This is a genomic window from Amycolatopsis sp. A133 (genome assembly GCF_031082405.1).
Taxonomy (GTDB): Bacteria; Actinomycetota; Actinomycetes; order Mycobacteriales; family Pseudonocardiaceae; genus Amycolatopsis.
Map to the genome: position 1 here is coordinate 311,939 of NZ_JAVHJU010000025.1, position 21,185 is coordinate 333,123.

Consider the following 21,185-nt stretch of genomic DNA (forward strand, 5'->3'; position numbering starts at 1 on the left):
TCACCCGGGTTAGGGTGCGGACATGCGTACCGTAGCCGTCGCAATTGTCGCTTTCGCCGCTTTGACTGCCTGCTCTTCCGGGGACGAGCCGTCGAAGGCCCCGTCGTCGTCCGCCGCGCCGAAGCCGGCGCCGTCCAGCACCAACGCCGCCGCCGCGTCGCTGGACCCGTGCAAGCTGCTGCCCGCGGAGGCCGTGTCGAAGGCGCTGTTCCTCGACAACCTCAAGGCGGTGCCGGGCCCGGCCCAGGACAACGCGGCCAACGGCGGCAAGGCGCGCAGCTGCGAGTACCAGCACGACGGCAAGGCCGCCGGCGCGCTCGCGGTGACCCGCTACGAAGGCAAGCAGGGCAAGCCCGCCGAGATGCTCGCGGCGATCAAGAAGGCGAAGCCGGGTGCGAAGGACGTCGCCGGCTTCCCGGACGGCGCCGTCTACTACGTCGACGAGCAGAAGACGGCGACGCTCGCCTCGGCCGAACTGGTCGCGGGCACGCCGGTGCTGGTCAACTACACCGGCCCGGCGAAGATGACGCCGGAGCAGCTCGTCCCGCTGGTCAAGCAGGCCCTCGCCGCGAGCTGATCAAGCCCAGCCGAGTCGTCGGCGGCTCGGCTGGGGCTGAAGATCATCCGGATCGGCGGCGCAGCGCGGCCAGCTCGACCGGGCTGTGCGCTGAGAACACCCGGACCTCGTCCTGGTGGGTCCGCGCCAGCTCGTGCAGCCTCGCCAGGTTCTCCAGCCGCGGCCCGCGCAGCGTCTGGACGATGTTCTGGAACGCCGTCAGGCCCGGCGGGCAGTGCGGGGCGACCGGGTTCAGCTGGCCGTGGAAGAAGTACGCGTCGCCGGCGTGCAGGAGCCAGCCGTCGCCCGTGTCGACCGCCACGCCCGTGTGGCCGCGCGTGTGGCCGGTCAACGGGAGCAGCAGGATCTCCTCCGGCAGGCCCTTGAGCGAGCGCACCGCTTCGAAGCCGAACCACGGCTCGCCCCGCTCGTCGTAGGTGCTCCACAGCGGACGGTGGGCGAACTGCGCCGCGCGGTAGCGGCTCTTCTCGGCCGCGTTCGCCGGGGACGTCGCCGCGCGGTGCTCCTCGGACCGGACGTGGACGACGGCGTTCGGGAAGTCGGCCAGCCCGCCCGCGTGGTCGACGTCCAGGTGCGTCGCGATGATGTGCCGGACGTCGGCCGGGTCGAGGCCGAGCGCCTTGATCTGCGCGACGGCCGTCTCGGCGGCCGCGGGCTTCGCGCCGACCAGCGTCAGGAACGGGCGGCCCAGCCACTCGCCGGGGTGCGCCACGCCCTGGCTGCCGAACCCGGTGTCGACCAGCACCAGGCTGTCGCCGGTCTCGATCAGCAGGCAGTGGGCGACCAGCTCCGAGCGCCGCAGCAGGCCGGGCTCGCCGTCGAGCAGCTTGCCGCCGGGCGGCCGCATGGTCCCGCAGTTCAGGTGGTGCACCTTCATACGCTGCTCCTGGTGCTCAGCCGGAGGAATTCGGTCTCGTCGTGCGCGGCGAAGACGGTGATCTCGTCGCCGTGCTCCTGAACAAGCTGGCGCAGGCGGCGGTGATTGTCCAGCCGGGCGCCCGGCACCGTCTCCATGCGGCCCTCGAACCACTTCAGCCCCGGCGGGCAGTGCGGCGCGGCCGGATCGACCTGCCCGTGGAAGAAGTACGAGTCACCGGCGTTGAGCAGCCAGCCGTGCCCGGTGTCGACGGCGACCCCGGCGTGCCCGCGGGTGTGCCCGGAGAGCGGGACCAGCAGGATCTCCGGCGGCAGGCCGTCGAGCTGCCGGACGGCGTCGAAGCCGAACCACGGCTCGCCTGTGTCCGCATAGGACGTCCATTGTGGACCATGAGCGAACTGGATCCTGCGGTACCGGCCGCGTTCGGCGGCGTCCCGCGGTTCCCGGAACGCCCGCAGCTCCTCGGCGTAGACGTGCACCCGCGCCCACGGGAAGTCGATGAGCCCGCCGGCGTGGTCGAGGTCGAGGTGGGTCAGCACGATGTCGCGGACGTCGGCCGGGTCGAAGCCGAGCGCGCGGATCTGCGCGATCGCCGGCTGCGCGGGGGCCGCGACCGGGCCGGACTGGCGGACGAAACCCGCGCCCAGCCACGCCTTCGGGTCGACCGCGGCCGGCGTGCCCATGCCGGTCTCGATCAGCACGAGACCGGTGTCGGTCTCGAGCAGCAGGCAGTGGCAGACCATGGTGGCGCGCCGGAACACGCCCGGCCGGCCGTCGATCAGCTTGCCGCCCAGCGGGCGCAGGGTGCCGCAGTTCAGGTGGTGGACGCGCATCAGGAGAACTCCCGGTCGAGGGTGGTGTGCAGGTGGGCGGCGATGGCGCGCAGCGGCGCGACGTCACGGCGGGTGCGGGCCAGCAGCAGGCCGCCTTCGATCGCGGCGAGCACGATGGTGGCGAGCTCGTCGGCACGCTCGGCGGAAAGCCCCTGCGCGGCGAAGTACTCGCCGAGGACGCCGTGCCAGGACGCGTAGCCGTCCGCGCAGGCTTCCCGGATGGGCTCGCTCGCCGCGGCGGCGTCGAGCGCCACCGTCGCGAGCGGACAGCCGCGCTGGAAGTCCGAGCCGGCGAGGAAACCCGCGAGGGCGTCGACGGCCCGGTCGATCGCGGTCGCGGGATCGGGGGCGTCGGTCAGGATCGTTTCGAGGAGAGCGCCGGTGCGCTCGCTGGACAAGCGGACGGCTTCGGCGGCGAGCTGCTCCTTGCCGCCGGGGAAGTGGAAGTAGAGCGACCCCTTGGGCGCGCCGCCGGCCGTCGTCAGCTGGGTGAGGCCGGTGGCGTGGTAACCCTGGGTCTGGAACAGGTCGGCGGCGGTGTCGAGCATCCGCTGCCGCGTGTCGGTGCGGCGAACCATGACCCGACCGTAGCGCAAACTATGACGACCGGTCTAGTTAATTCGCGGATCGGTAAGGTCTTGCGCATGGGCAACCCGACCGGTCAGCAGTTCGAGATCACGCGCGGCAACGCGCGCGCCGTCGTCACCGAAATCGGTGCCGGGCTGCGCGTGTTCGAAGTCGGCGCCGTGCCGTACGTCGAGGAGTTCCCCGAGGACGCGAACCCGCCGAAGGGCGCCGGGCAGGTGCTGCTGCCCTGGCCGAACCGGACCAAGGGCGGCCGGTGGACGTTCCAGGGCGAGGAGCAGCAGCTCGAGATCACCGAGGAGGCGCGCGGCAACGCCATCCACGGCCTCACCCGCCACCTCGAGTGGGAGCTGGTGGAGCACGCCGAGTCGTCGATCACCCTGGCCGTCGACGTCGCGGTCCAGCCCGGCTGGCCGGTGCCGCTGCGCGCGACCGTGACGTACGAGCTCGCGCCGCGCGAACTGACCGTCACCCACGAGATCCGCAACGAAGGCGAGCAGCCGGTCGGCGTCGGCGTCGGCACGCACCCCTACTTCCGCATCGGCGACGTCCCGACCGACGAGCTCACGCTCACGCTGCCCGCGAGCCGCGTCCGGCCGTCCTTGCCCGACGAGCAGATGCCGTACGCCGAGGAGCAGGACGTCGAGGACACCGAGTACGACTTCCGCGCCGGCCGGGTGCTGAAGGGGGTCAACCTCGACACGGCGTTCGGCGGCCTCGTAGCCGCTGACGACGGCCTGCACCACGTCGTCCTCAGTCACGAGGGCCAGGAGCTGCTGGTCTGGACCGGCCCCGACTTCCGCTGGGCGCAGGTGTTCACCCCGGACGACCTGGTCGGCCGCGGCCGCGCGGTCGCGATCGAGCCGATGACCTGCCCCGCCGACGCGCTCAACACGGGCACCGACCTGATCGAGCTGGAGCCGTCGGCCTCGTGGTCGGGCAGCTGGGGCATCCGGGTCCGGTGAATCCGCTCCGCCTGAGCGTCGCCGACGCGGGCGAAGTGCTGACGCTGCAACGCGCCGCGTACGTCACCGAGGCCCGCGCGCACGGCGACCTGGACCTGCCGCCGCTGCTGGAGACCCTGGACGAGACGCGGGTGGCTCTCGAAGGTCTTTCCTGGGGCATTCGCGAGTCGGGACGCCTGGTGGCATCGGTGCGGCTGACGGTGACCGGGCCGGTCGGGGTGATCGGGCGCCTGGTCGTCGCGCCGGACCGGCAGGGGGCCGGGCTGGGCGGCGGGCTCCTGCGGTTCGTGGAGTCCGCGGCCCCGGCGGAGGTGACGCTGTTCCGGCTGTTCACCGGCTCGAAGAGCGCCGGGCCGTTGCACCTGTACGCCAAGCACGGCTACCGGGAGACGCACCGGACGCCGGAGAACAACCACGAACTGGTGCACTTGGAGAAGGCCCGCGTGCACGCGCCCGGGTGAGTTCGTTAGCGTGGCGAACTATGGCGAAGGCAATTGTCGGGGGCTACGTCGTCCCCATCGACGGTGATCCCATCGACGGCGGCACGGTCCTCATCGACGGCGGCAGGATCGTCGCGGTCGGTACCCAGGCCGACGTCGACATCCCGGAGGACGCCGAACTCGTCGACGCGGCCGGTACCTGGGTGCTGCCCGGCTTCATCGACGCCCACGCCCACCTCGGTGTGCACGAGGAAGGCGAAGGCTGGGCCGGCAACGACACCAACGAGATGACCGACCCGAACGGCGCCCGCTTCCGCGCCATCGACGGCATCGACCCGTACGAGTCCGGCTTCGACGACGCGCTGGCCGGCGGCGTCACGAGCGTCGTCATCAAGCCCGGGTCGGGCAACCCGATCGGCGGCCAGACGATCGGTGTCAAGACCTGGGGCCGCAGCATCCTGGACATGACCTTCGCGGAGCACGTCAGCGTGAAGAGCGCCCTCGGCGAAAACCCGAAGCGCGTGTACGGGGACAAGAAGCAGACGCCGTCGACGCGGCTGGGGGTCGCGGCGATCCTGCGCGAGGCGTTCACCAAGGCCCGCAACTACCAGGCGAAGCGCGCGCACGCGGAGTCCGAGGGCAAGCCGCACGAGGTCGACCTGACGCTGGAGACGCTGTCGAAGGTCCTCGACGGCGAGCTGTACTGGGACCAGCACGTCCACCGCGCGGACGACATCGTGACGGCGCTGCGGCTGGCCGACGAGTTCGGCTACAAGCTGGTCATCAACCACGGCACCGAGGGCCACCTGATCGCGGACCTCCTCGCCGAGCGCGACGTGCCGGTGATCCTCGGGCCGCTGTTCACCACGAAGTCCAAGGTGGAGGTGCGCAATCGCACGCTGCGCTCGGCCGGTATCCTGGCCCGTGCGGGCGTGAAGATCGCGATCACCACGGACCACCCGGTGATCCCGATCAACTTCCTCGTCTACCAGGCGGCCTTGGCGGTCAAGGACGGCCTCGACCCGGTGACGGCGTTGCGGTCGCTGACCGTCAACCCGGCGTCGATGCTCGGGCTGGACGAGCGGATCGGCTCCTTGAAGCCCGGGCTGGACGCGGATGTCGTGCTGTGGTCCGGCGATCCGCTGGACGTGATGAACCGGGCGCTGCGCGTGTTCGTCCGCGGTGACGAGGTGTACCACTTCGACGAGTCGCTGGGCGAGGGTGTGTCGAAGGACCGCCGCTACCGCGAGGCCCGCTGAGTCTCGGGCGGCACGCCGGTAACCGGGCGGTTCCGGCGTGCCGCCCGTCTGTTCAGGAGACCAGGGCGTCGAGGTCGATGTCGACCGGGAACGGGACGTCGGTGGTGAAGGTGCCGGTGACCGCCGGGGCGTCCCGGTAGCCGGCTGCACCGGCTCGGCGGCAGGCGACGAGCGAAACCGGCTCGGTGATGTCGACGATCCAGTAGTGCGGGATCCCCGCGTCCGCGTACTCGTCGTGCTTGACCTGGTAGTCGGTGCGCTTCGAGTCCGGAGCCACGATCTCGACGACGACGAGGACCTCGTCGGCCCGGAACAGGCCCGTTCCGCGGGCGATCGCGGCCCGGCCGACGATCAGCAGGTCCGGCCGCCGGGCGAAGCCGGGTTCGCCGTCCGGCGCCAGGCACAGGTCCAGGTCGTTGCGGACGACAAACGCGAGCCCGCGCGGCAGCTGGCGCTCGAGCCGGCCGGCCAGCAGGCACACGGCCACGTCGTGTCGCCGTCCGGAGCCGGGCGAGGTCACCACGCGGCCTTCCACCAGCTCGGTGAAGCCGGTGCCGTCGAGCGCCGCGTATTCGTCGATGGTCAGCAGATGACCGGGCATGCCGCCACGGTATCCGTCACCGGTGCGCGACAGGAGTCGCTCGACCGGGTCAGGCGTTCTTCAGCTCCCGGGCGATGACGACCCGCTGGATCTGGTTCGTCCCTTCGAAGATCTGCGGCACCTTCGCCTCCCGCATGTACCGCTCCACCGGGAAGTCCCGCGTGTAGCCGGCCCCGCCGAGCACCTGGACCGCGTCGGTCGTCACCTTCATCGCCCCGTCGGTCGCCACCAGCTTGGCGATCGACGCCTGCCGCTTGAACGGCATCCCGCGGTCCCGCCGCCGGGCCGCGTCCAGGTACAGCGCCCGGGCCGCCTCCACCGTCGCCGCCATGTCGGCCAGGAGGAACTCGACGCCCTGGAAGTCGATGATCGGGCGGCCGAACTGCGAGCGCCCCTTCGCGTACGCCACCGCTTCGTCCAGCGCCGCCTGGGCCAGGCCCACCGAGCACGCCGCGATCCCGAGCCGGCCCGAGCTGAGCGACGACAACGCGATGCGGAGCCCGGCGCCCGGGGACCCGAGCAGCCGCTCGGCGGGGACGCGCGCGCCGTCGAAGACCAGCTGGGCGGTCGGGGAGCCGGTGAGGCCCATCTTGCGCTCGCGGGGGGCCGCCGAAAGACCTTCGGTGGCGCCATCCACCAGCAGGCAGGAGATCTCGTCCGGGCCCGTGCGGACCATCGTCGTGTAGAAGTCCGCCACCCCCGCGTGGGTGATCCACGCCTTGGTGCCGTCGACGACGTAGTCCGAGCCGTCGAGACGCGCGCGCGTCGACAGCGCCGCCGCGTCCGAACCGGCCTGCGTTTCCGACAGCGCGTACGCGCCCAGGAGCGAGCCTTCGAGCATGTCCGGCAGCCACCGGTCGCGCTGCTCGTCGGTGCCGTACTCCGACAGCGCGTAGCAGGACATCGTGTGCACCGACAGGCCGACGCCGACCGTCATCCACGCCGCCGCGATCTCCTCCAGGACCTGCAGGTAGACCTCGTACGACACGGCGCCGCCACCCCAGCGCTCCGCGTACGGCAGGCCCAGCAGCCCGGACTTGCCGAGCAGGCGGAACTGCTCGCGGGGGAACTGCTCGGCTTCCTCGGCCGCCGCCGCCCGCGGGGTGAGCTCGTCGCGCGCGATCTCCCTGGTCAGCGCGACCAGGTCCTCGGCGTCCGAATCGGGCAGCAGGCGTTCGGCGGGCATCGGCGTCCTCCAAAGCTGTACTGAAAACAGTACTGTGGGCCTATCGAGAGTACAGTACGGGAGGCCTGGGGTGGCCGGAAAACGTAGGAGATAGTGAGCCGATGCGCCCCGAACCTCGCCGACGGCCGACCGCCCGCCAGCGCGCCCTGCTCGGCGACCTCGAGGCGCTCTTCCTGGCCGAGGGCTTCGCCGCCTTCACTCTGGACGACCTCGCCGGCCGCCTGCGCTGCTCGAAGTCGACGCTCTACGCGCTCGCGCCGAGCAAGGAGCAGCTCGCCGTCCGGGTCGTCACCCAGTTCTTCCGGGGCGCCGCGGAGCGGATCGAGGAGCGCATCGCCGGGATCGACGACGCCCCGAAGCTCATCGGGGAGTACCTGGCCGGCGTCGCCGAGCACCTGAACCGGGCGTCCCCGACCTTCATGCGGGACCTCGCCGAGTTCGGGCCGGCCCGGGACGCCTACCAGCTCAACAGCCGGTTCGCCGCAAAACGGCTCCGGCAGTTCATCGACAAGGGCGTCGCCGACGGGGTGTTCCGCGACGTCCACGCCCGGCTGGTGGCCGAGATGACCGGCCTGATCATCGAGGGCATCCAGACCGGGGTGCTCGGCCAGCGGACCGACGTCTCCGACGCCGAGGCGTTCACCGCTTTGGGGGAACTGCTGCTCGGCGGCCTGAACAAATAGCGGACAGGAATTGTCAGGCCGGCGTCAATTAAACTCCCGGCGTGATCGTCGTAGGCGGAGAAGCTCTGGTCGACCTGGTTCCCGGCGACCCCCTGGATTCCACAGTGGACGGTGGGCTGCGCGCGCTGCTGCCCCGGCTGGGCGGTGGCCCGTACAACGTGGCGCTGGCCGCCGGACGGCTCGACGTGCCGGCCGCGTTCCTCTCGCGCGTGTCCACCGACCGCTTCGGCGACGCGATGGTCGAACGGCTGCACGCCTCCGCCGTCGACACCTCGCTGCTGCAGCGCGGCGACGAACCGACGACGCTGGCCGTCGTGGCGCTCGACGCGAAGGGCGCCGCGCGCTACACGTTCTACGTCGAGGGCACTGCCGACCGGCTGGTCGCCGACCCGGGCCCGCTGCCGGAAAGTGTGACAGCGCTCTCACTGGGCACCCTCGGCATGGTCCTCGAGCCCGGCGCCTCGGCGTACGAGGCGATGCTGCGCCGCGAGGCCGCCCGCGGCGCGCTGACCGTGCTCGACCCCAACATCCGCGAGGCGCTCATCGCCGACCCGGCCGCCTACCGGGCCCGCTTCGCGTCCTGGCTGCCGGACGTCCGGCTGCTGAAGATCTCCGACGACGACGCCGCCTGGCTCACCGAAGGCGCCGATCCGGTCGCCGCGGCGAAGACGTGGATCGAGTCCGGTGTGGACGCCGTGGTGCTCACCCGGGGCGCCGACGGGGTCTCGGTGATCACCGCCGCAGGTGAGCTGGCCCACGTGCCGTCGCGAAAAGTCACCGTGGTGGACACCATCGGCGCCGGCGACACCGTGCACGGCGCGCTGCTGGCCTGGCTGCACACCCACGAGGCCACTGACCTGGCCTCCCTCGACGCCGGGGCGTGGCGCGAGGCCCTCACCTTCGCGGCGAAAGCGGCGTCGATCACGGTGTCCCGCAGCGGTGCCGAGCCCCCGACGTCCGCCGACATGGCGGCCACCGTGTGAACCTGGTCCCAAAGGAGGCCGCTAGGGCAACGTCACCGCTGCGCGGAAGCACGTTTCTCGACTAGCGTAGAGGGGCATTCTTCATACCCCAGCGGGGCGGTGTGCAGCGAGGCGCCAGTGTTTCCTCGCGTGAACACGTGGCTACCTGTGAAACGTACAGGCGCCGCCGACCCGTGCCAACGTGAGAGGGACTTGCATGTCCGACGCGACGACTGCGGGGCAGGCGTACGGCGAAACCGCGAAGCTGACCCTGCCGAGTGGCGAGCACGAGTTCAAGATCGTCCACCCGGTCGAGGGCGCGCCCGGGATCGAACTGGGGAAGCTGCTGGCGCAGACGGGGTACATCACCTACGACCCCGGTTTCGTCAACACCGGTGCCGCGTCGTCCGCCATCGCCTACATCGACGGTGACGCCGGCATCCTCCGCTACCGCGGGTACCCGATCGAGCAGCTGGCCGAGAAGTCGACCTTCATCGAGGTCTCCTACCTGCTGATCTACGGCGAGCTGCCGACCGAGACCCAGCTGGCCGACTTCACCGGGAAGATCCAGCGGCACACGCTGCTCCACGAGGACCTGAAGGCCTTCTTCAGCGGCTTCCCGCGCGACGCGCACCCGATGCCGGTCCTGTCCAGCGCGGTGTCGGCGCTGTCGACCTTCTACCAGGATTCGCTCAACCCGTTCGACGAGCCGAACGTGGAGCTGTCGACGATCCGCCTGCTAGCCAAGGTCCCGACCCTGGCCGCGTACGCGTACAAGAAGTCCGTCGGCCAGCCGCTGCTGTACCCGGACAACTCGCTGGGCCTGGTCGAGAACTTCCTGCGGATGACGTTCGGTTTCCCGGCCGAGCCGTACGACGTCGACCCCGAGGCCGCCAAGGCGCTCGACCTGCTGTTCATCCTGCACGCCGACCACGAGCAGAACTGCTCGACCTCGACCGTGCGCCTGGTCGGCTCGTCCGAGGCGAACCTGTTCGCTTCGATTTCCGCCGGGATCAACGCGCTGTTCGGCCCGCTGCACGGCGGCGCGAACTCCGCGGTGCTCGACATGCTCGAGGGCATCCAGCGCGACGGCGGCGACGTCGCCAAGTTCGTGGAGCGGGTGAAGAACAAGGAAAAGGGCGTGAAGCTGATGGGCTTCGGGCACCGGGTCTACAAGAACTACGACCCGCGCGCGAAGATCATCAAGAACACCGCCGACGAGATCCTCGGCAAGCTCAAGGGTGGCGACCAGCTGCTGGAGATCGCCAAGAAGCTCGAAGAGACCGCCCTTTCGGACGACTACTTCATCGAGCGCAAGCTGTACCCGAACGTGGACTTCTACACCGGCCTGATCTACCGGGCGCTGGGCTTCCCGACGAAGTTCTTCACGGTGCTGTTCGCGCTGGGCCGGCTCCCGGGCTGGATCGCGCACTGGCGCGAGATGATCAACGACCCGGCCACCAAGATCGGCCGCCCGCGGCAGATCTACACCGGCCACGCTTCGCGGGACTACACCCCGATGTCGGAGCGCTGAGACTCCTTCGGTTAGCCCCCTGGCTTTCGGGGGTTCCGGGTGGCGGAGCCCCCGGGCCCGGGGCGAAGCCCCGGTTGATGCAGCCGCCCCGTCGTGCACCCGCACGGCGGGGCGCTTATCGTTGGGCGGCGTGACCAGAGAAGCGCCGGTTGTCCTGTGGTTCCGCCGTGACCTGCGGCTCGGCGACCACGCCGCGCTGCTGGAGGCGTCGCGCCACAGCAAGCACGTGCTCGCGCTGTACGTGCTCGACGAGGCACTCCTGAAACCCGGCGGTGCCCCGCGTGAAGCGTTCCTCTACGGGTGCCTGGAGAAGCTGAACGAGCAGCTCGGCGGCCGGCTGATGCTGGTGCGCGGCGAACCGGCGGCCGAAGTCGTCCGCGCGGCGCGCGAGATCGGTGCGGCCGCGGTGCACGTCAGTGCCGACACCGGTCCCTACGGCCGCCGCCGGGACGCCGCCGTGGCGGAAGCGTTGGCGGAGAACAACATCGACTGGGTCGAGACGGGTTCGCCGTACGCCGTGACGCCGGGCCGGGTCACCAAGCCGGACGGCAGCCCCTACCGCGTCTTCACGCCGTTCCACCGGGCGTGGACGGCTCACGGCCGGCACTCCCCGGCGGACACCGGGCCGTCCCTTGTGGACTGGGTGGTCCCGCCGCGCTCGTTGGGGATCCCGCGCCCGCCCCGGGTTTCCGCGGTGCTGCCCGAGCCGGGCGAGCGGGCGGCGCTGAACGGCTGGCACGACTTCCTCGACGGCCCGATCGAGACCTACGACGCCGACCGCGACCGGCCCGACCGGGACGGCACGACGCGGCTGTCGCCGTACCTGCGCTGGGGGTGCGTCCACCCGCGGACACTGCTGGCCGACCTCGACGGCGACGACCGCCCCGGCGCAAAATCGCTGCGCGGCGAGCTGTGCTGGCGCGAATTCCACGCCGACGTCCTGTGGCACCGCCCGGAAACCGCGCGCGAGAACTACGACCGGCGCTTCGACGCGATGACCTACGACGACGACCGCGAGGCGTTCGAGCGGTGGTGCGCCGGCCGGACGGGCTACCCGATCGTGGACGCCGGGATGCGGCAGCTGCTGGCCGAGGGCTGGATGCACAACCGGGTGCGGATGGTCGTCGCGAGTTTCCTGGTGAAGGACCTGCACCTGCCGTGGTGGCTGGGCGCCCGCCACTTCATGAAGCACCTGGTGGACGGCGACCTGGCGTCGAACCAGCTGAACTGGCAGTGGGTCGCCGGCAGCGGCACCGACGCGGCCCCGTACTTCCGCATCTTCAACCCGACGACCCAGGGGGAGAAGTTCGACCCTCAGGGGAACTACGTGCGGAAATACGTGCCGGAGCTGCGCGGGGTGCCCGGCAAGGCGGTCCACCAGCTGAAGGACCGCCCCGCGGACTACCCGGCGCCCATGGTCGACCACGCCCACGAGCGCCGGGTGTCCTTGGAGCGGTACGGCAAGATCACGTCGTGAGTGGTAAAGCGGGTTAGAACCCGCTTTACCACTCACGAGCGTCAGCCGCGCAGGGCCTCCGACAGCTTGATCCGGCTGCCGATCCGCAGCACGCTGTTGCCGTAGATCTTGCCGCCCAGCCAGGTGAGCAGGGCGACGAGCGCGACCGTCAGCGCGAGCGACAGCCCGATCTCCCAGCCCGCCGCCGCGCCCGTGGCGATGCGGGCCGGCATGAGGATCGGCGAAAGCAGGGGGATCAACGAGACGATTTTTGTCGCCGAGCTCGCGGGGTCCTGCACCAGCAGGTTGAACCCGGCGATGAACCCGACGACCAGGATGATGTTGAGCGGCCCGACCACCGACTGGGTGTCTTCCTGCCGCGACACCAGCGATCCAAGTGCGCCGTAGATCGTGGCGTACAGCAGGAAGCCCAGCAGGTACCAGAGCAGGCCCCACAGCACCGCGCCCGTCGCGAAGCCGGACAGCGTGAACACGCCGGTCGCCGACGCGGCGCCCAGCCCCACCGCGGCGAGGATGACCAGCTGGGTCAGCCCGACCAGGCCGAGCCCGATCACCTTGCCCAGCAGCAACTGCCACGGCCGCACGCTGGCGAGCAGGATCTCCACGACCCGGCTCGACTTCTCTTCGACGACGCCCTGGGCGACCATCATCCCGTAGGTGATGATGCTCATGTACAGCAGGAACGCCACGACCAGCCCGACGACCAGCCGCTGCGTCTGGTCCGCCGGCTGCGGCGAGAGGGCGTCGTCCTGGACGTGGGTGCCGTTGACCCTGGCCATCACCTCCGCCGGTTCCAGCTGCGCGGACGACAGCACGCCGTCGAGCACCTGCTGCTGGGCGACCTGGTCGAACACCCGGCGCAACTCGTTGTCCAAAGAGGACTTGTAGGTGGCGGTCAGCTGCGCCGCGCTGCCCGAGACCAGCGCGTCGAAGTCGCCGCTTTCGACCTTTTCGCGGCCCTCCGCCAGGTCGGTGACGACGACCGTGGTGATCTCCCGGCCGGAGAGCGCGGCCTCGGTCTGCAGCTGGCGGGCGATCCCGGTCGCCTGGCCGGTCAACCCGACCGTGCTCTTGTCCGAGGAACCGGCCAGCGACGTCTGGAAGAGCACGTACCCCAGCAGCAGCACCAGCAGCACGCCGGTGCCGACCACGAACGACCTGGTGCGCAGCCGGGTGTTCAGCTCGCGCTTCATCACCAGCCAGACGGCGCGGCGGCCACTCAACGTCCTCATCGCGGTTCCCCCTCTTCGGACACGGCGCCGTCGGAGACGGCGTCGCGGAACAGTTCGGTGAGCGAGCGGCGACGGCGGCTGAACTCGGTGACCGGCCCGGTCGCCAGCGCGGCGGCGAGCACGGCCTGGTCGTCCGCGCTCGGTTCGAGGTCGAGCACGGCGGTGGCGCCCTGCTGCTCCAGCACGCGCACGCCGGGCAGGCCCGCGGCCCAGCCGGGGTGCGCGGCCGGCGCCGTCACGACGAGCTTGCTGCGGGCGCCTTCGGTCAGTTCGGCGACCGTGCCCACGGCGACCATGCGGCCGTTGCGGATGATCCCGACGCGGTCGCACAGCCGCTCGACGAGGTCGAGCTGGTGACTGGAGAACACCACCGGCACCCCCGCCGCGGCCTTCTCCCGCAGGACCCCGCTCATGACGTCGACGGCGAGCGGGTCGAGGCCGGAGAACGGCTCGTCGAGCACCAGCACCGTCGGGTCGTGCACCAGCGCCGCGGCCAGCTGGACGCGCTGCTGGTTGCCGAGGCTGAGCTTCTGCACCTCGTCCTTGCGGCGGTCGGCCAGCCCGAGCCGGGTGATCCAGTTCTCCGCGTTGCGGTGGGCCTCGTTCGCGCTCAGCCCGTGCAGCTCGGCCAGGTAGACGAGCTGGTCGAGCACCTTCATCTTCGGGTACAGCCCGCGTTCTTCCGGCATGTAGCCGATGTGCGTGCGGGTTTCGTGCGTGACCGGCTTGCCGTCGAACCGGACCGCACCGCCGTCGGCGGTCAGCACCCCGAGCGCGATCCGCATGGTGGTGGTCTTGCCGGCGCCGTTGCTGCCGACGAAGCCGAACAGCTCGCCGGCGCGGACGTCGAACGAGACGCCGTCCAGTGCGACCTTGGCGCCGTAGCGCTTGGAGATCCGGTCGATCTCCAGTGTCCCCTCAGGCATGGTCCATCCCCTCCTCGAAGTCCTCGGGGTCGTCGTCCGGCAGCGACCAGCCCAGCACGATGGACGAGATGGTCGTACCGGTGACCAGCAGCGCGGACAGCATCATCGCGCCGCGGACGCCGCCGTCTTCGGTGTTCGCGATGATCAGGCCGTACACCAACGCGATCACCATCAGGTAGCTGAGGGTCTGGTAGCCGATGTAGGTGACGCGGTGCCGCCACTCGCGCTCGCGTTCGTCGAGCAGGCGGGAGAAGCCGGCGTTGATCCGCCCGGTCAGCACGCGCAGGGTGATGAACGCGAACCCGCCGACCACCAGCCCGCTCAGCCAGAAGACCGCGAACAGCCAGTCGGGGGTGACCTTGAACCGCGCCGCACCGGCGATCAGGGCCAGATCGGCGAGGACCAGGACGACGACGAGCGTCCGGCGGTGTTTCCGGGTGCGCCAGCCGGGCAGTTGCCGGGCTCGCCGTCGTTCTTTTTCGTCCAGCTTGTCCAGCTGGCGTTCCCAGTAGGCCGCGAGCCGGCCCGGTTGCTCGGTCATGCTCCCCCTTCGCGGTAGACCTGGGTGGACAGTGGCGTGAACGGCTCGCGGCTGAAGACCGCTTCGACCGGCAGGTCGAACACCGCGCAGATCCGGAACGCCAGGTCCAGGCTCGGATAGTGGTCGCCCCGCTCGAGCGCGCCGATGGTCTGTGGGTTGACTTCGACGGCACTGGCGAGCGCGGCTCTGGTCATCCCGCGCTCCGCCCGGAGCACGGGAAGCCGGTTGTAGATCGGCAGCTCTTTGCCGCGTCTGACCGGACTCATGGCACTAACTGTTGCAAAAACCCAACGAGTCGTCAACTCAAGAGAACATCAAGTCCAGTTGAGACGCGGTCGCTTGAGAGCTGGCGTCAGACGAGACCCGCGAGCGACTTGTCGACAAGTTCTGCGACCCGCGGGGCCGCCGCCTCGGCGTCCGATGCGATCAGCGACAGCCGTGTCCGGCGCTCCAGAACGTCCTCGACGTCCAGTGCGCCCTCGTTCCGGACCGCCCAGACGACCTCCGCCGCCGTGATCTCCGTTCCCGGGGCCACCGGGGCCGCGAACTGCGCGTCCAGTTCGCCCAGTGCCGCCACCCGTGGAGCCTCCGTGCCGTACCGGGCCACCAGCCGCGGCGCGGCGTCCACAAGAGACAGTTCTGGTCGCGGAGCCGCGCCCAGCAGCGGCAACCGCGCCGTCCGGCACGGTGCGGCGGGCAGCCCGGCCAGCCGGACCGCCGCGTCGACCGCGTCCTCGGCCATCCGGCGGTACGTCGTGAGCTTTCCGCCCACCACCGTCAGCAGCCCGTCCGATCCCGCCAGGACCGCGTGCTTGCGGGAAAGGTCCGCCGACCGGCCGCCCGTGCCCTCGATCAGCGGGCGCAGCCCCGCGTACGACCCGGCGACGTCCGCGCGCGTCAGCGGCCGCGCCAAGACCGTCGACGCCAGCGCCAGCAGGAAGTCCACATCGGACTCCGGAACCACCGGCACGGAAGGGATCGGGCCCGAGATCGGCTCGTCGGTCAGTCCCAAGTAGACCCGGCCGTCCGGCTGGGGGAGCAGGAAGACGAACCGGTTCGTCTCCCCGGGCACGCCGATGTTCACCGACGTCGTCCCCATCGGCACCGTCCCCGGCGCGAGCACCAGGTGCGAGCCGAGTGACGGCCGCAGCCGGACCGCGCCCGTCAGCGTTCCCGCCCACACGCCCGTCGCGTTGATCACCTGGCGCGCGTGGATGTCCAGCGAGCCGCCCGAAACGCCGTCGCGGACCCGGACCCGGTCCGCGGACACCGAAGACGCCGACAGCCGGGTGAGGATCCGCGCGCCGAACGACGCCGCCGTGCGGGCCAGCGACACCACCAGGCGGGCGTCGTCGACCAGCGCGCCGTCGTAGGCCAGCAAGGCGCCGCGCAGACCGTGCGCGGCGAGCCCCGGTGCCAGTGCCAGTGCTTCGGCGGTGGGGATCGAACGCGGCCGCGGCAGCACCGACGACGGCGTGCGCGCCGCCCGGCGGAGCACGTCGCCGGCTCGCAAACCCGCCGCGATCACGCCTTCCTGAACGCGGGAAGTGCTGCGGTACAACGGAAACAGCTGCGGCATGGCGCGCGTGAGGTGCGGCGCCGTGCGCATCATCATGATCCCGCGTTCCACGGCGCTTTCGTGGGCCAACCCGAATTCGCCGTGCGCCAGGTACCGCAGCCCGCCGTGCACCAGCTTCGACGACCAGCGCGACGTCCCGAACGCCAGGTCGTGCGCCTCGACGAGCGCCACCGACAGGCCCCGCGAAGCCGCGTCCAGCGCGATGCCCGTGCCGGTGACGCCGCCGCCGACCACAACGACGTCGACGCGCTCGCCCGACGCCAGCTCCGCGAGCTCGCGTTCGCGGCGCCGCGCGTTGAGCGAGCCGGACGTCACGGCCGCAAAGCCGCGTCGAGCACGTGCGTGAACTCCGCCATCAGCGCCGACTCGTCGACGTCCGCGGTGGCCGGCCGCAACGAGAACGCGAACGACTGCACCACCAGCAGCACCGACCGGGACTGCACCGCGACCGGCGCCCGCCGGATCGACCCGTCCTGGTGACCGGCCTCGAGCAGCTGGTGCAGCGCCTGTTCGGCGAACTTCTGCGTCGCGCCGAGCCGCTCCACGATGTACGGGAGGACGAGTTCGGGGTCGACGTCGAGCAGCGTGCGGAACAGCGGGTCCGTCGCCAGCGCGCGGACTCCCGCCGACGCGATGAGCACGAGCCGGTCGCGGCTGTGCGCGGCCTCGGCGCCGCGTTCGCTCGCCGTGCGCAGCAGCCCGCTGAATTCGCGGGTCATCAGGGCGGCGAGCACACTGCGGACGTCGGGGAAGCGGCGGTAGACCGTCATCCGGCTGACGCGGGCGGTGCGGGCGATTTCGGCGAGTGTGGTGCGGCGCACACCGACGGCCAGCACGCACGAGCGCGCGGCGTCGAGCAGCACGTCATCGGCCACCCGCGTCGCCGTCTGGCGGTTGCGGGTGTCCGCGAGCGCGGACGAGCCGGCGCTCTGTGTGGTGTGACGTTTTACGTCCATATGTCACACTGTAGTCGTGAACGCTCTCATTGACCACCGCCTCCGCCGGTCCTGGGCCGCGGAGCCCGCCGGCGCCGCCCCGCTGCCCGCGCGGGCGGCCAGGTGGCTCGACCAGCGTATCGGTCCGGTCGCCCCCGCTGCCGCCCCCGCGAGCGAACTGCCGGTGGAAATACCGTCACCAAAACTGGCAGAACCTGCCGTGGCAGCGTTGTCGGAAGTGGTCGGTGCGGAGAACGTGCTGGTCGACGCGCCGGCCCGGCTGGCGCGGGCGACCGGGCTGTCCTACCTGGACCTCCTGCGGCGTCGTTCGCTCTCGGCGGACTTCCCGGTGCCCGACGCGGTCGTGCTGCCCGCGGACCCGGACGAGGTCCAAGCGGTCCTCGACGTCTGCGTCCGGCACGACGTCGGAGTCGTGCCGTTCGGCGGCGGGACGTCGGTGGTCGGCGGTGTCGCGGCGCTGCGCGGCGACAAGGCGTCGGTGATCGCGCTGGACCTCGTCCGGCTCGACGCGCTGGTGTCGGTGGACGCCGAGTCGCGCATCGCCGTCCTGCAGGCGGGCGTCCGCGGGCCCGAGGCCGAACGCCTCCTCGGCGAGCACGGCCTCACGCTCGGGCACGTCCCGCAGTCGTTCGAGCGCGCCACGATCGGCGGTTTCGCGGCGACGCGCTCGGCGGGCCAGGCCTCGTCGGGCTACGGGCGCTTCGAGGACATGGTGACCGGCGTGCGGCTGGCCACCCCGCGCGGCGCGTGGAAGCTCGGCGTCGCCCCGGCATCCGCGGCGGGGCCGGACCTGCGCCAGCTCGCGATCGGCAGCGAGGGCACGCTCGGCGTGATCACCGAAGTCGCGCTGCGCGTGCGGCCGGCGCCGCCCGTCCGCCGCTACGAGGGCTACGCGCTGCCCGGCTGGGCGGCCGGCACCGAAGCGGTGCGGGACCTCGCGCAGCACCACGCGCTCGCGGACGTCACCCGGCTGTCCGACGGGGACGAAACCGAGGTGTCACTCGCGCTGAACGCCGGCTGGAAGACGGCGGCGCTGCGCCGCTACCTGGCCGCCCGCGGGGTGCGGCGGCCGTGCTTCCTCATCGTCGGCTGGGAAGGCACCGCGCACGACGTGGCGCTGCGCCGCCGTGAGACGGCCCGTCGGCTGAAGGCTTCGGGTGCCGTGCGCGTCGGCAAGGCGCTCGGCGAGTCGTGGCGGCACGGCCGGTTCGCCGGACCCCGGCAGCGGGACACCCTGCTGGACATGGGCGTCTGCGTCGAGACGCTCGAAACGGCCGCCTATTGGTCCAATGTGGACGAACTGCGCGACGACGTCCGCGCGGCGCTGACGGCCGCGCTGGGCCGGGCGATCATCATGTGCCACATCTCGCACGCGTACGAAACGGGCGCGTCGCTGTACTTCACGGTGCTGACGGCCCGCGACGAGGCCGACCCCGTCGGGCAGTGGCAGCGGGCGAAGGCGGCGGCCAGCGAGGCGATCACCGGGCTGGGCACGATCTCGCACCACCACGCCGTCGGCGTCGACCACGCGCCCTACCTGAGCGCGGAGATCGGTGCGCTGGGCGTCGAGGTGTTGCGGGCGGCCAAGTCCGCGGTGGACCCGACGGGGATCCTCAACCCCGGAAAGCTGGTGTGATCACTTCGCAGGGCACGCCGTGGCCGTCGGCGGGAACACCGTCGAGCGTGGCGGCTTCGGTCTGCGAGACGTCGGTGGTGCGCACCGGAGCGCCGTCGACCAGCAGCGGGTAGCGGATCGGCGCGGCGCCGACGTAGGTGTGGACTTCGGTCAGGCGCGTGCCGTCTTCGAGGGTGATGTCCGGTTCGGTCAGCCGGGCCAGGTGGTAGCGCGTGCCGCGGCCCTCGCAGCGGTCGAGGACCGCGAGCTGGTCCGGCGTCACGAACCAGATGGCGTGGTCCTCGACGCCCGGCAGCGCGGTGAGGGTGGCCGGGCGCTGGTCGTCGACCACGCGGAAGCCGGCGGCCCACACGGCGGCGAGGCCGGCGCAGCGCGCGTGCGCCACCACGACCGGGCCCTCGAGCCCGAGCCGCCCGCGCAGCCAGGTGATCTTCGACGGGTTCGCGTTCGAGCCGTACGCCAGCACGGCCATCCGGTCGCGCCAGCCTTCGGGGGCGGCGTCGAGGGGGTGCCCGACGCCGTCGACGTGCACGAACGAGTAGCCCGGCCGGGTGCCCGGGTAGGGCTCGGCCGGGTACTCGTCGTCGGTGAAGAGGGTCAGAACGTCACCACGCTGCGCAGGACGTCACCGTGGTGCATCCGCTCGAAGGCCTGCTCGACGCCGTCGACGCCGATGCGTTCGGTGACGAACTTGTCGAGCGGCAGCCGGCCCTGCAGGTAGAGGTCCACGAGCATCGGGAAGTCCCGGCTGGGCAGGCAGTCGCCGTACCAGGAGGACTTCAGCGAGCCGCCGCGCGAGAAGAAGTCGATCAGCGGCAGGTCGTTGAGCCGCATCTCCGGCGTCGGCACACCGACCAGGACGACGGTGCCGGCCAGATCGCGCCCGTAGAAGGCCTGCCGCCAGGTCTCCGGCCGGCCGACGGCGTCGATCACGACGTCCGGGCCGAACGAGCCGGTGGCGTCCTGCATGGCCTCGACGACCTGCGCCTCGGACAGACCCTTGCTGTTGAGGGTGTGGGTGGCGCCGAAGTCCTTCGCCCACGCGAGCTTCCGGTCGTCCATGTCGATCGCGACGATCGTGGTGGCACCGGCCAGCTTCGCCCCCGCGATGGCGGCGTCCCCGACGCCACCGCAGCCGATGACGGCAACCGAGTCACCGCGCGTGACGGCGCCGGTGTTGATGGCCGCACCGAGCCCGGCCATGACCCCGCAGCCGAGCAGCCCCGCGACGGCGGGCTCGGCTTCGCGGTTCACCTTCGTGCACTGTCCGCTGTGGACGAGGGTCTTCTCGAGGAAGGCACCGACGCCGAGGGCGGGCGACAGCTTGGTGCCGTCTTGGAGCGTCATGGGCTGGGTGGCGTTGAAGGTCGAGAAGCAGTACCACGGCTTCCCGCGCTTGCAGGCCCGGCAGGTACCGCAGACGGCCCGCCAGTTGAGGATGACGTAGTCGCCGGGCGCGAGGTCGCTGACGCCCTCGCCGACGGCCTCGACGACCCCGGCGGCCTCGTGGCCGAGCAGGAAGGGGAATTCGTCGTTGATGCCGCCTTCGCGGTAGTGCAGATCGGTGTGGCAGACCCCGCAGGCTTGGACGTTCACCACGGCTTCACCGGGACCGGGATCGGGCACGAGGACGGTCTCCAGCGAGACGGGCTCGCCCTTCGCCCGCGAAACGACCCCCTGGACCTCGTAGGGCATTCGAACCACCTTCCGGCTGCGCTGCTGGTCGACCGCAGCTAATCACGGATCATGCGGAGATGGCGACATCCGCATGAGTGAGGTTCGGTGGGTAGGGTGCAACGAGTTGCTCACTGCGCAACTGTGTCGAGCCAAGTGGCGATGGCTGTGAAGTCGTGGCTGGTGAGGCCCGTGCTCGCCTCGACGGTGTGCAGCAGCGCCGCTCCCGGGTGGTGGCCGGCGACCCAGGTCCGGTCGGCGGCGGTGATTTCGTCGTCGATCCAGGCGAAGGGGACGCCGGAGGCCCGTTCGACGATCCGCCGGGTCTTCCAGTGCAGCCCGCTGTGGTCCTCGTCCTCGGGGAAGTCCTCGGGGAAGTCGAGCACCGGCAGCTCCGGGAGACCCAGCAGCGGGGCGACGCACTCGTTGGCGTCCGCCAGCCACGTGGTGGCCCAGACGAGGTCGCACCCGAGAGCCAGCAGCCGCGGGCCGAGGCTCGGGTCGACCCGGGACAGCAGGGGATTGTTCAGGTCGGCGTCGGTGAAAATCTCGTACTCCGGGGACCGGCGGCCGAACGGGATCAGCGGACCGTCGACGTCGAGGAACAGCAGCGGGCGGCGCATGGTTTCCGCAGTCTGGCATGGCTGCGCGGGCCTCCGGCC

23 protein-coding genes are annotated in these 21,185 nt (G+C 71.3%); 9 read left to right on the forward strand and 14 right to left on the reverse strand.

The features are described from left to right. The first annotated feature begins 22 nt into the window (after positions 1-22). The gene (locus Q5425_RS20280) at positions 23-577 is read left to right on the forward strand and encodes a DUF3558 family protein (protein WP_308673810.1); all 555 of its coding nucleotides are present in this window, start codon (positions 23-25) and stop codon (positions 575-577) included. 43 nt (positions 578-620) lie between these two features. Here Q5425_RS20280 and Q5425_RS20285 read toward each other — a convergent pair whose 3' ends face one another. From Q5425_RS20285 to Q5425_RS20295, 3 genes are read right to left on the reverse strand one after another with little or no spacing between them, the layout of a single operon-like run. Beyond that, positions 621-1,454 (reverse strand): MBL fold metallo-hydrolase, encoded by an 834-nt coding sequence (locus Q5425_RS20285; RefSeq protein ID WP_308673811.1) that lies wholly within the window; start codon positions 1,452-1,454, stop codon positions 621-623. Beyond that, entirely contained in the window at positions 1,451-2,287 is an 837-nt protein-coding gene (locus tag Q5425_RS20290) for an MBL fold metallo-hydrolase (RefSeq protein ID WP_308673812.1), read from the reverse strand. Before Q5425_RS20290 ends, Q5425_RS20285 begins: the two co-directional genes overlap by 4 nt. Then, the gene (locus Q5425_RS20295; RefSeq protein WP_308673813.1) at positions 2,287-2,865 is read right to left on the reverse strand and encodes a TetR/AcrR family transcriptional regulator; all 579 of its coding nucleotides are present in this window, start codon (positions 2,863-2,865) and stop codon (positions 2,287-2,289) included. The genes Q5425_RS20290 and Q5425_RS20295 overlap by 1 nt, the downstream gene beginning before the upstream one ends. A gap of 66 nt (positions 2,866-2,931) precedes the next feature. On the opposite strand from Q5425_RS20295, the gene Q5425_RS20300 reads away from it, so the two are divergent. Genes Q5425_RS20300 through Q5425_RS20310 form a run of 3 tightly spaced genes read left to right on the forward strand, consistent with a single transcriptional unit; the run spans position 2,932 to position 5,536 of the window. Next, entirely contained in the window at positions 2,932-3,837 is a 906-nt protein-coding gene (locus tag Q5425_RS20300; RefSeq protein ID WP_308673814.1) for an aldose 1-epimerase family protein, read from the forward strand. Further along, positions 3,804-4,298, forward strand: a complete 495-nt coding sequence (locus Q5425_RS20305; protein WP_308673815.1) for a GNAT family N-acetyltransferase — start codon at positions 3,804-3,806, stop codon at positions 4,296-4,298. The genes Q5425_RS20300 and Q5425_RS20305 overlap by 34 nt, the downstream gene beginning before the upstream one ends. A 20-nt stretch (positions 4,299-4,318) precedes the next feature. Beyond that, positions 4,319-5,536, forward strand: a complete 1,218-nt coding sequence (locus tag Q5425_RS20310; RefSeq protein ID WP_308673816.1) for an amidohydrolase — start codon at positions 4,319-4,321, stop codon at positions 5,534-5,536. Positions 5,537-5,588: 52 nt separating this feature from the next. On the opposite strand, the gene Q5425_RS20315 is transcribed toward Q5425_RS20310, so the two are convergent. Beyond that, positions 5,589-6,137 (reverse strand): Uma2 family endonuclease, encoded by a 549-nt coding sequence (locus Q5425_RS20315; protein ID WP_308673817.1) that lies wholly within the window; start codon positions 6,135-6,137, stop codon positions 5,589-5,591. A gap of 49 nt (positions 6,138-6,186) precedes the next feature. Further along, positions 6,187-7,323: an acyl-CoA dehydrogenase family protein gene (locus Q5425_RS20320; RefSeq protein ID WP_308673818.1), complete on the reverse strand. Its 1,137-nt coding sequence runs from the start codon at positions 7,321-7,323 to the stop codon at positions 6,187-6,189. Between the two features lie 101 nt (positions 7,324-7,424). Here Q5425_RS20320 and Q5425_RS20325 point away from each other — a divergent pair, with 101 nt between their 5' ends. The 4 genes from Q5425_RS20325 to Q5425_RS20340 all read left to right on the forward strand — a co-directional run bounded on the left by Q5425_RS20325 (position 7,425) and on the right by Q5425_RS20340 (position 11,979). Then, a complete protein-coding gene (locus Q5425_RS20325) occupies positions 7,425-8,006 on the forward strand; it encodes a TetR/AcrR family transcriptional regulator (protein WP_308673819.1) in 582 nt (193 codons plus the stop codon). A 41-nt stretch (positions 8,007-8,047) separates the two neighbouring features. Next, entirely contained in the window at positions 8,048-8,989 is a 942-nt protein-coding gene (locus Q5425_RS20330) for a carbohydrate kinase (RefSeq protein ID WP_308673820.1), read from the forward strand. A 196-nt stretch (positions 8,990-9,185) separates the two neighbouring features. Beyond that, on the forward strand, positions 9,186-10,502 hold the full coding sequence (locus tag Q5425_RS20335) for a citrate synthase (RefSeq protein ID WP_308673821.1): 1,317 nt from the start codon (positions 9,186-9,188) through the stop codon (positions 10,500-10,502). Between the two features lie 130 nt (positions 10,503-10,632). Beyond that, entirely contained in the window at positions 10,633-11,979 is a 1,347-nt protein-coding gene (locus Q5425_RS20340) for a deoxyribodipyrimidine photo-lyase (RefSeq protein ID WP_308673822.1), read from the forward strand. Positions 11,980-12,020: 41 nt separating this feature from the next. On the opposite strand, the gene Q5425_RS20345 is transcribed toward Q5425_RS20340, so the two are convergent. The 6 genes from Q5425_RS20345 to Q5425_RS20370 form a co-directional block, all read right to left on the reverse strand. Further along, on the reverse strand, positions 12,021-13,211 hold the full coding sequence (locus tag Q5425_RS20345) for an ABC transporter permease (protein ID WP_308673823.1): 1,191 nt from the start codon (positions 13,209-13,211) through the stop codon (positions 12,021-12,023). After that, positions 13,208-14,137, reverse strand: a complete 930-nt coding sequence (locus tag Q5425_RS20350) for an ATP-binding cassette domain-containing protein (protein WP_308673824.1) — start codon at positions 14,135-14,137, stop codon at positions 13,208-13,210. Before Q5425_RS20350 ends, Q5425_RS20345 begins: the two co-directional genes overlap by 4 nt. Further along, the gene (locus Q5425_RS20355; RefSeq protein ID WP_308673825.1) at positions 14,130-14,678 is read right to left on the reverse strand and encodes a DUF6498-containing protein; all 549 of its coding nucleotides are present in this window, start codon (positions 14,676-14,678) and stop codon (positions 14,130-14,132) included. The genes Q5425_RS20350 and Q5425_RS20355 overlap by 8 nt, the downstream gene beginning before the upstream one ends. Beyond that, positions 14,675-14,944: a helix-turn-helix transcriptional regulator gene (locus Q5425_RS20360; RefSeq protein WP_043776467.1), complete on the reverse strand. Its 270-nt coding sequence runs from the start codon at positions 14,942-14,944 to the stop codon at positions 14,675-14,677. Before Q5425_RS20360 ends, Q5425_RS20355 begins: the two co-directional genes overlap by 4 nt. Positions 14,945-15,030: 86 nt before the next feature. Beyond that, entirely contained in the window at positions 15,031-16,572 is a 1,542-nt protein-coding gene (locus tag Q5425_RS20365) for a glycerol-3-phosphate dehydrogenase/oxidase (RefSeq protein WP_308673826.1), read from the reverse strand. Continuing rightward, positions 16,569-17,132, reverse strand: coding sequence for a helix-turn-helix domain-containing protein (locus tag Q5425_RS20370; RefSeq protein ID WP_308673970.1), 564 nt, complete (start codon positions 17,130-17,132; stop codon positions 16,569-16,571). Before Q5425_RS20370 ends, Q5425_RS20365 begins: the two co-directional genes overlap by 4 nt. A gap of 97 nt (positions 17,133-17,229) precedes the next feature. On the opposite strand from Q5425_RS20370, the gene Q5425_RS20375 reads away from it, so the two are divergent. After that, a complete protein-coding gene (locus Q5425_RS20375) occupies positions 17,230-18,849 on the forward strand; it encodes an FAD-binding oxidoreductase (protein WP_396135196.1) in 1,620 nt (539 codons plus the stop codon). Here Q5425_RS20375 and Q5425_RS20380 read toward each other — a convergent pair. From Q5425_RS20380 to Q5425_RS20390, 3 genes are all read right to left on the reverse strand, one after another. After that, the gene (locus Q5425_RS20380; protein WP_308673827.1) at positions 18,827-19,381 is read right to left on the reverse strand and encodes a gamma-glutamylcyclotransferase family protein; all 555 of its coding nucleotides are present in this window, start codon (positions 19,379-19,381) and stop codon (positions 18,827-18,829) included. The two genes, Q5425_RS20375 and Q5425_RS20380, sit on opposite strands and share 23 nt — an antisense overlap. A gap of 65 nt (positions 19,382-19,446) precedes the next feature. Next, on the reverse strand, positions 19,447-20,544 hold the full coding sequence (locus tag Q5425_RS20385) for an S-(hydroxymethyl)mycothiol dehydrogenase (RefSeq protein ID WP_308673828.1): 1,098 nt from the start codon (positions 20,542-20,544) through the stop codon (positions 19,447-19,449). 110 nt (positions 20,545-20,654) lie between these two features. After that, positions 20,655-21,146, reverse strand: a complete 492-nt coding sequence (locus tag Q5425_RS20390) for an HAD domain-containing protein (RefSeq protein WP_308673829.1) — start codon at positions 21,144-21,146, stop codon at positions 20,655-20,657. Positions 21,147-21,185 lie beyond the last annotated feature (39 nt).

What these genes read in the sequence shown, in the direction of transcription:
- Q5425_RS20350 (WP_308673824.1), bottom strand. Translation starts at nt 14,137, where the DNA reads ATGCCTGAGGGGACACTGGAGATCGACCGGATCTCCAAGCGCTACGGC.
- Q5425_RS20355 (WP_308673825.1), bottom strand. Translation starts at nt 14,678, where the DNA reads ATGACCGAGCAACCGGGCCGGCTCGCGGCCTACTGGGAACGCCAGCTG.
- Q5425_RS20290 (WP_308673812.1), bottom strand. Translation starts at nt 2,287, where the DNA reads ATGCGCGTCCACCACCTGAACTGCGGCACCCTGCGCCCGCTGGGCGGC.
- Q5425_RS20295 (WP_308673813.1), bottom strand. Translation starts at nt 2,865, where the DNA reads ATGGTTCGCCGCACCGACACGCGGCAGCGGATGCTCGACACCGCCGCC.
- Q5425_RS20315 (WP_308673817.1), bottom strand. Translation starts at nt 6,137, where the DNA reads ATGCCCGGTCATCTGCTGACCATCGACGAATACGCGGCGCTCGACGGC.
- Q5425_RS20300 (WP_308673814.1), top strand. Translation starts at nt 2,932, where the DNA reads ATGGGCAACCCGACCGGTCAGCAGTTCGAGATCACGCGCGGCAACGCG.
- Q5425_RS20310 (WP_308673816.1), top strand. Translation starts at nt 4,319, where the DNA reads ATGGCGAAGGCAATTGTCGGGGGCTACGTCGTCCCCATCGACGGTGAT.
- Q5425_RS20385 (WP_308673828.1), bottom strand. Translation starts at nt 20,544, where the DNA reads ATGCCCTACGAGGTCCAGGGGGTCGTTTCGCGGGCGAAGGGCGAGCCC.
- Q5425_RS20325 (WP_308673819.1), top strand. Translation starts at nt 7,425, where the DNA reads ATGCGCCCCGAACCTCGCCGACGGCCGACCGCCCGCCAGCGCGCCCTG.
- Q5425_RS20390 (WP_308673829.1), bottom strand. Translation starts at nt 21,146, where the DNA reads ATGCGCCGCCCGCTGCTGTTCCTCGACGTCGACGGTCCGCTGATCCCG.
- Q5425_RS20335 (WP_308673821.1), top strand. Translation starts at nt 9,186, where the DNA reads ATGTCCGACGCGACGACTGCGGGGCAGGCGTACGGCGAAACCGCGAAG.
- Q5425_RS20285 (WP_308673811.1), bottom strand. Translation starts at nt 1,454, where the DNA reads ATGAAGGTGCACCACCTGAACTGCGGGACCATGCGGCCGCCCGGCGGC.
- Q5425_RS20320 (WP_308673818.1), bottom strand. Translation starts at nt 7,323, where the DNA reads ATGCCCGCCGAACGCCTGCTGCCCGATTCGGACGCCGAGGACCTGGTC.
- Q5425_RS20280 (WP_308673810.1), top strand. Translation starts at nt 23, where the DNA reads ATGCGTACCGTAGCCGTCGCAATTGTCGCTTTCGCCGCTTTGACTGCC.
- Q5425_RS20360 (WP_043776467.1), bottom strand. Translation starts at nt 14,944, where the DNA reads ATGAGTCCGGTCAGACGCGGCAAAGAGCTGCCGATCTACAACCGGCTT.
- Q5425_RS20345 (WP_308673823.1), bottom strand. Translation starts at nt 13,211, where the DNA reads ATGAGGACGTTGAGTGGCCGCCGCGCCGTCTGGCTGGTGATGAAGCGC.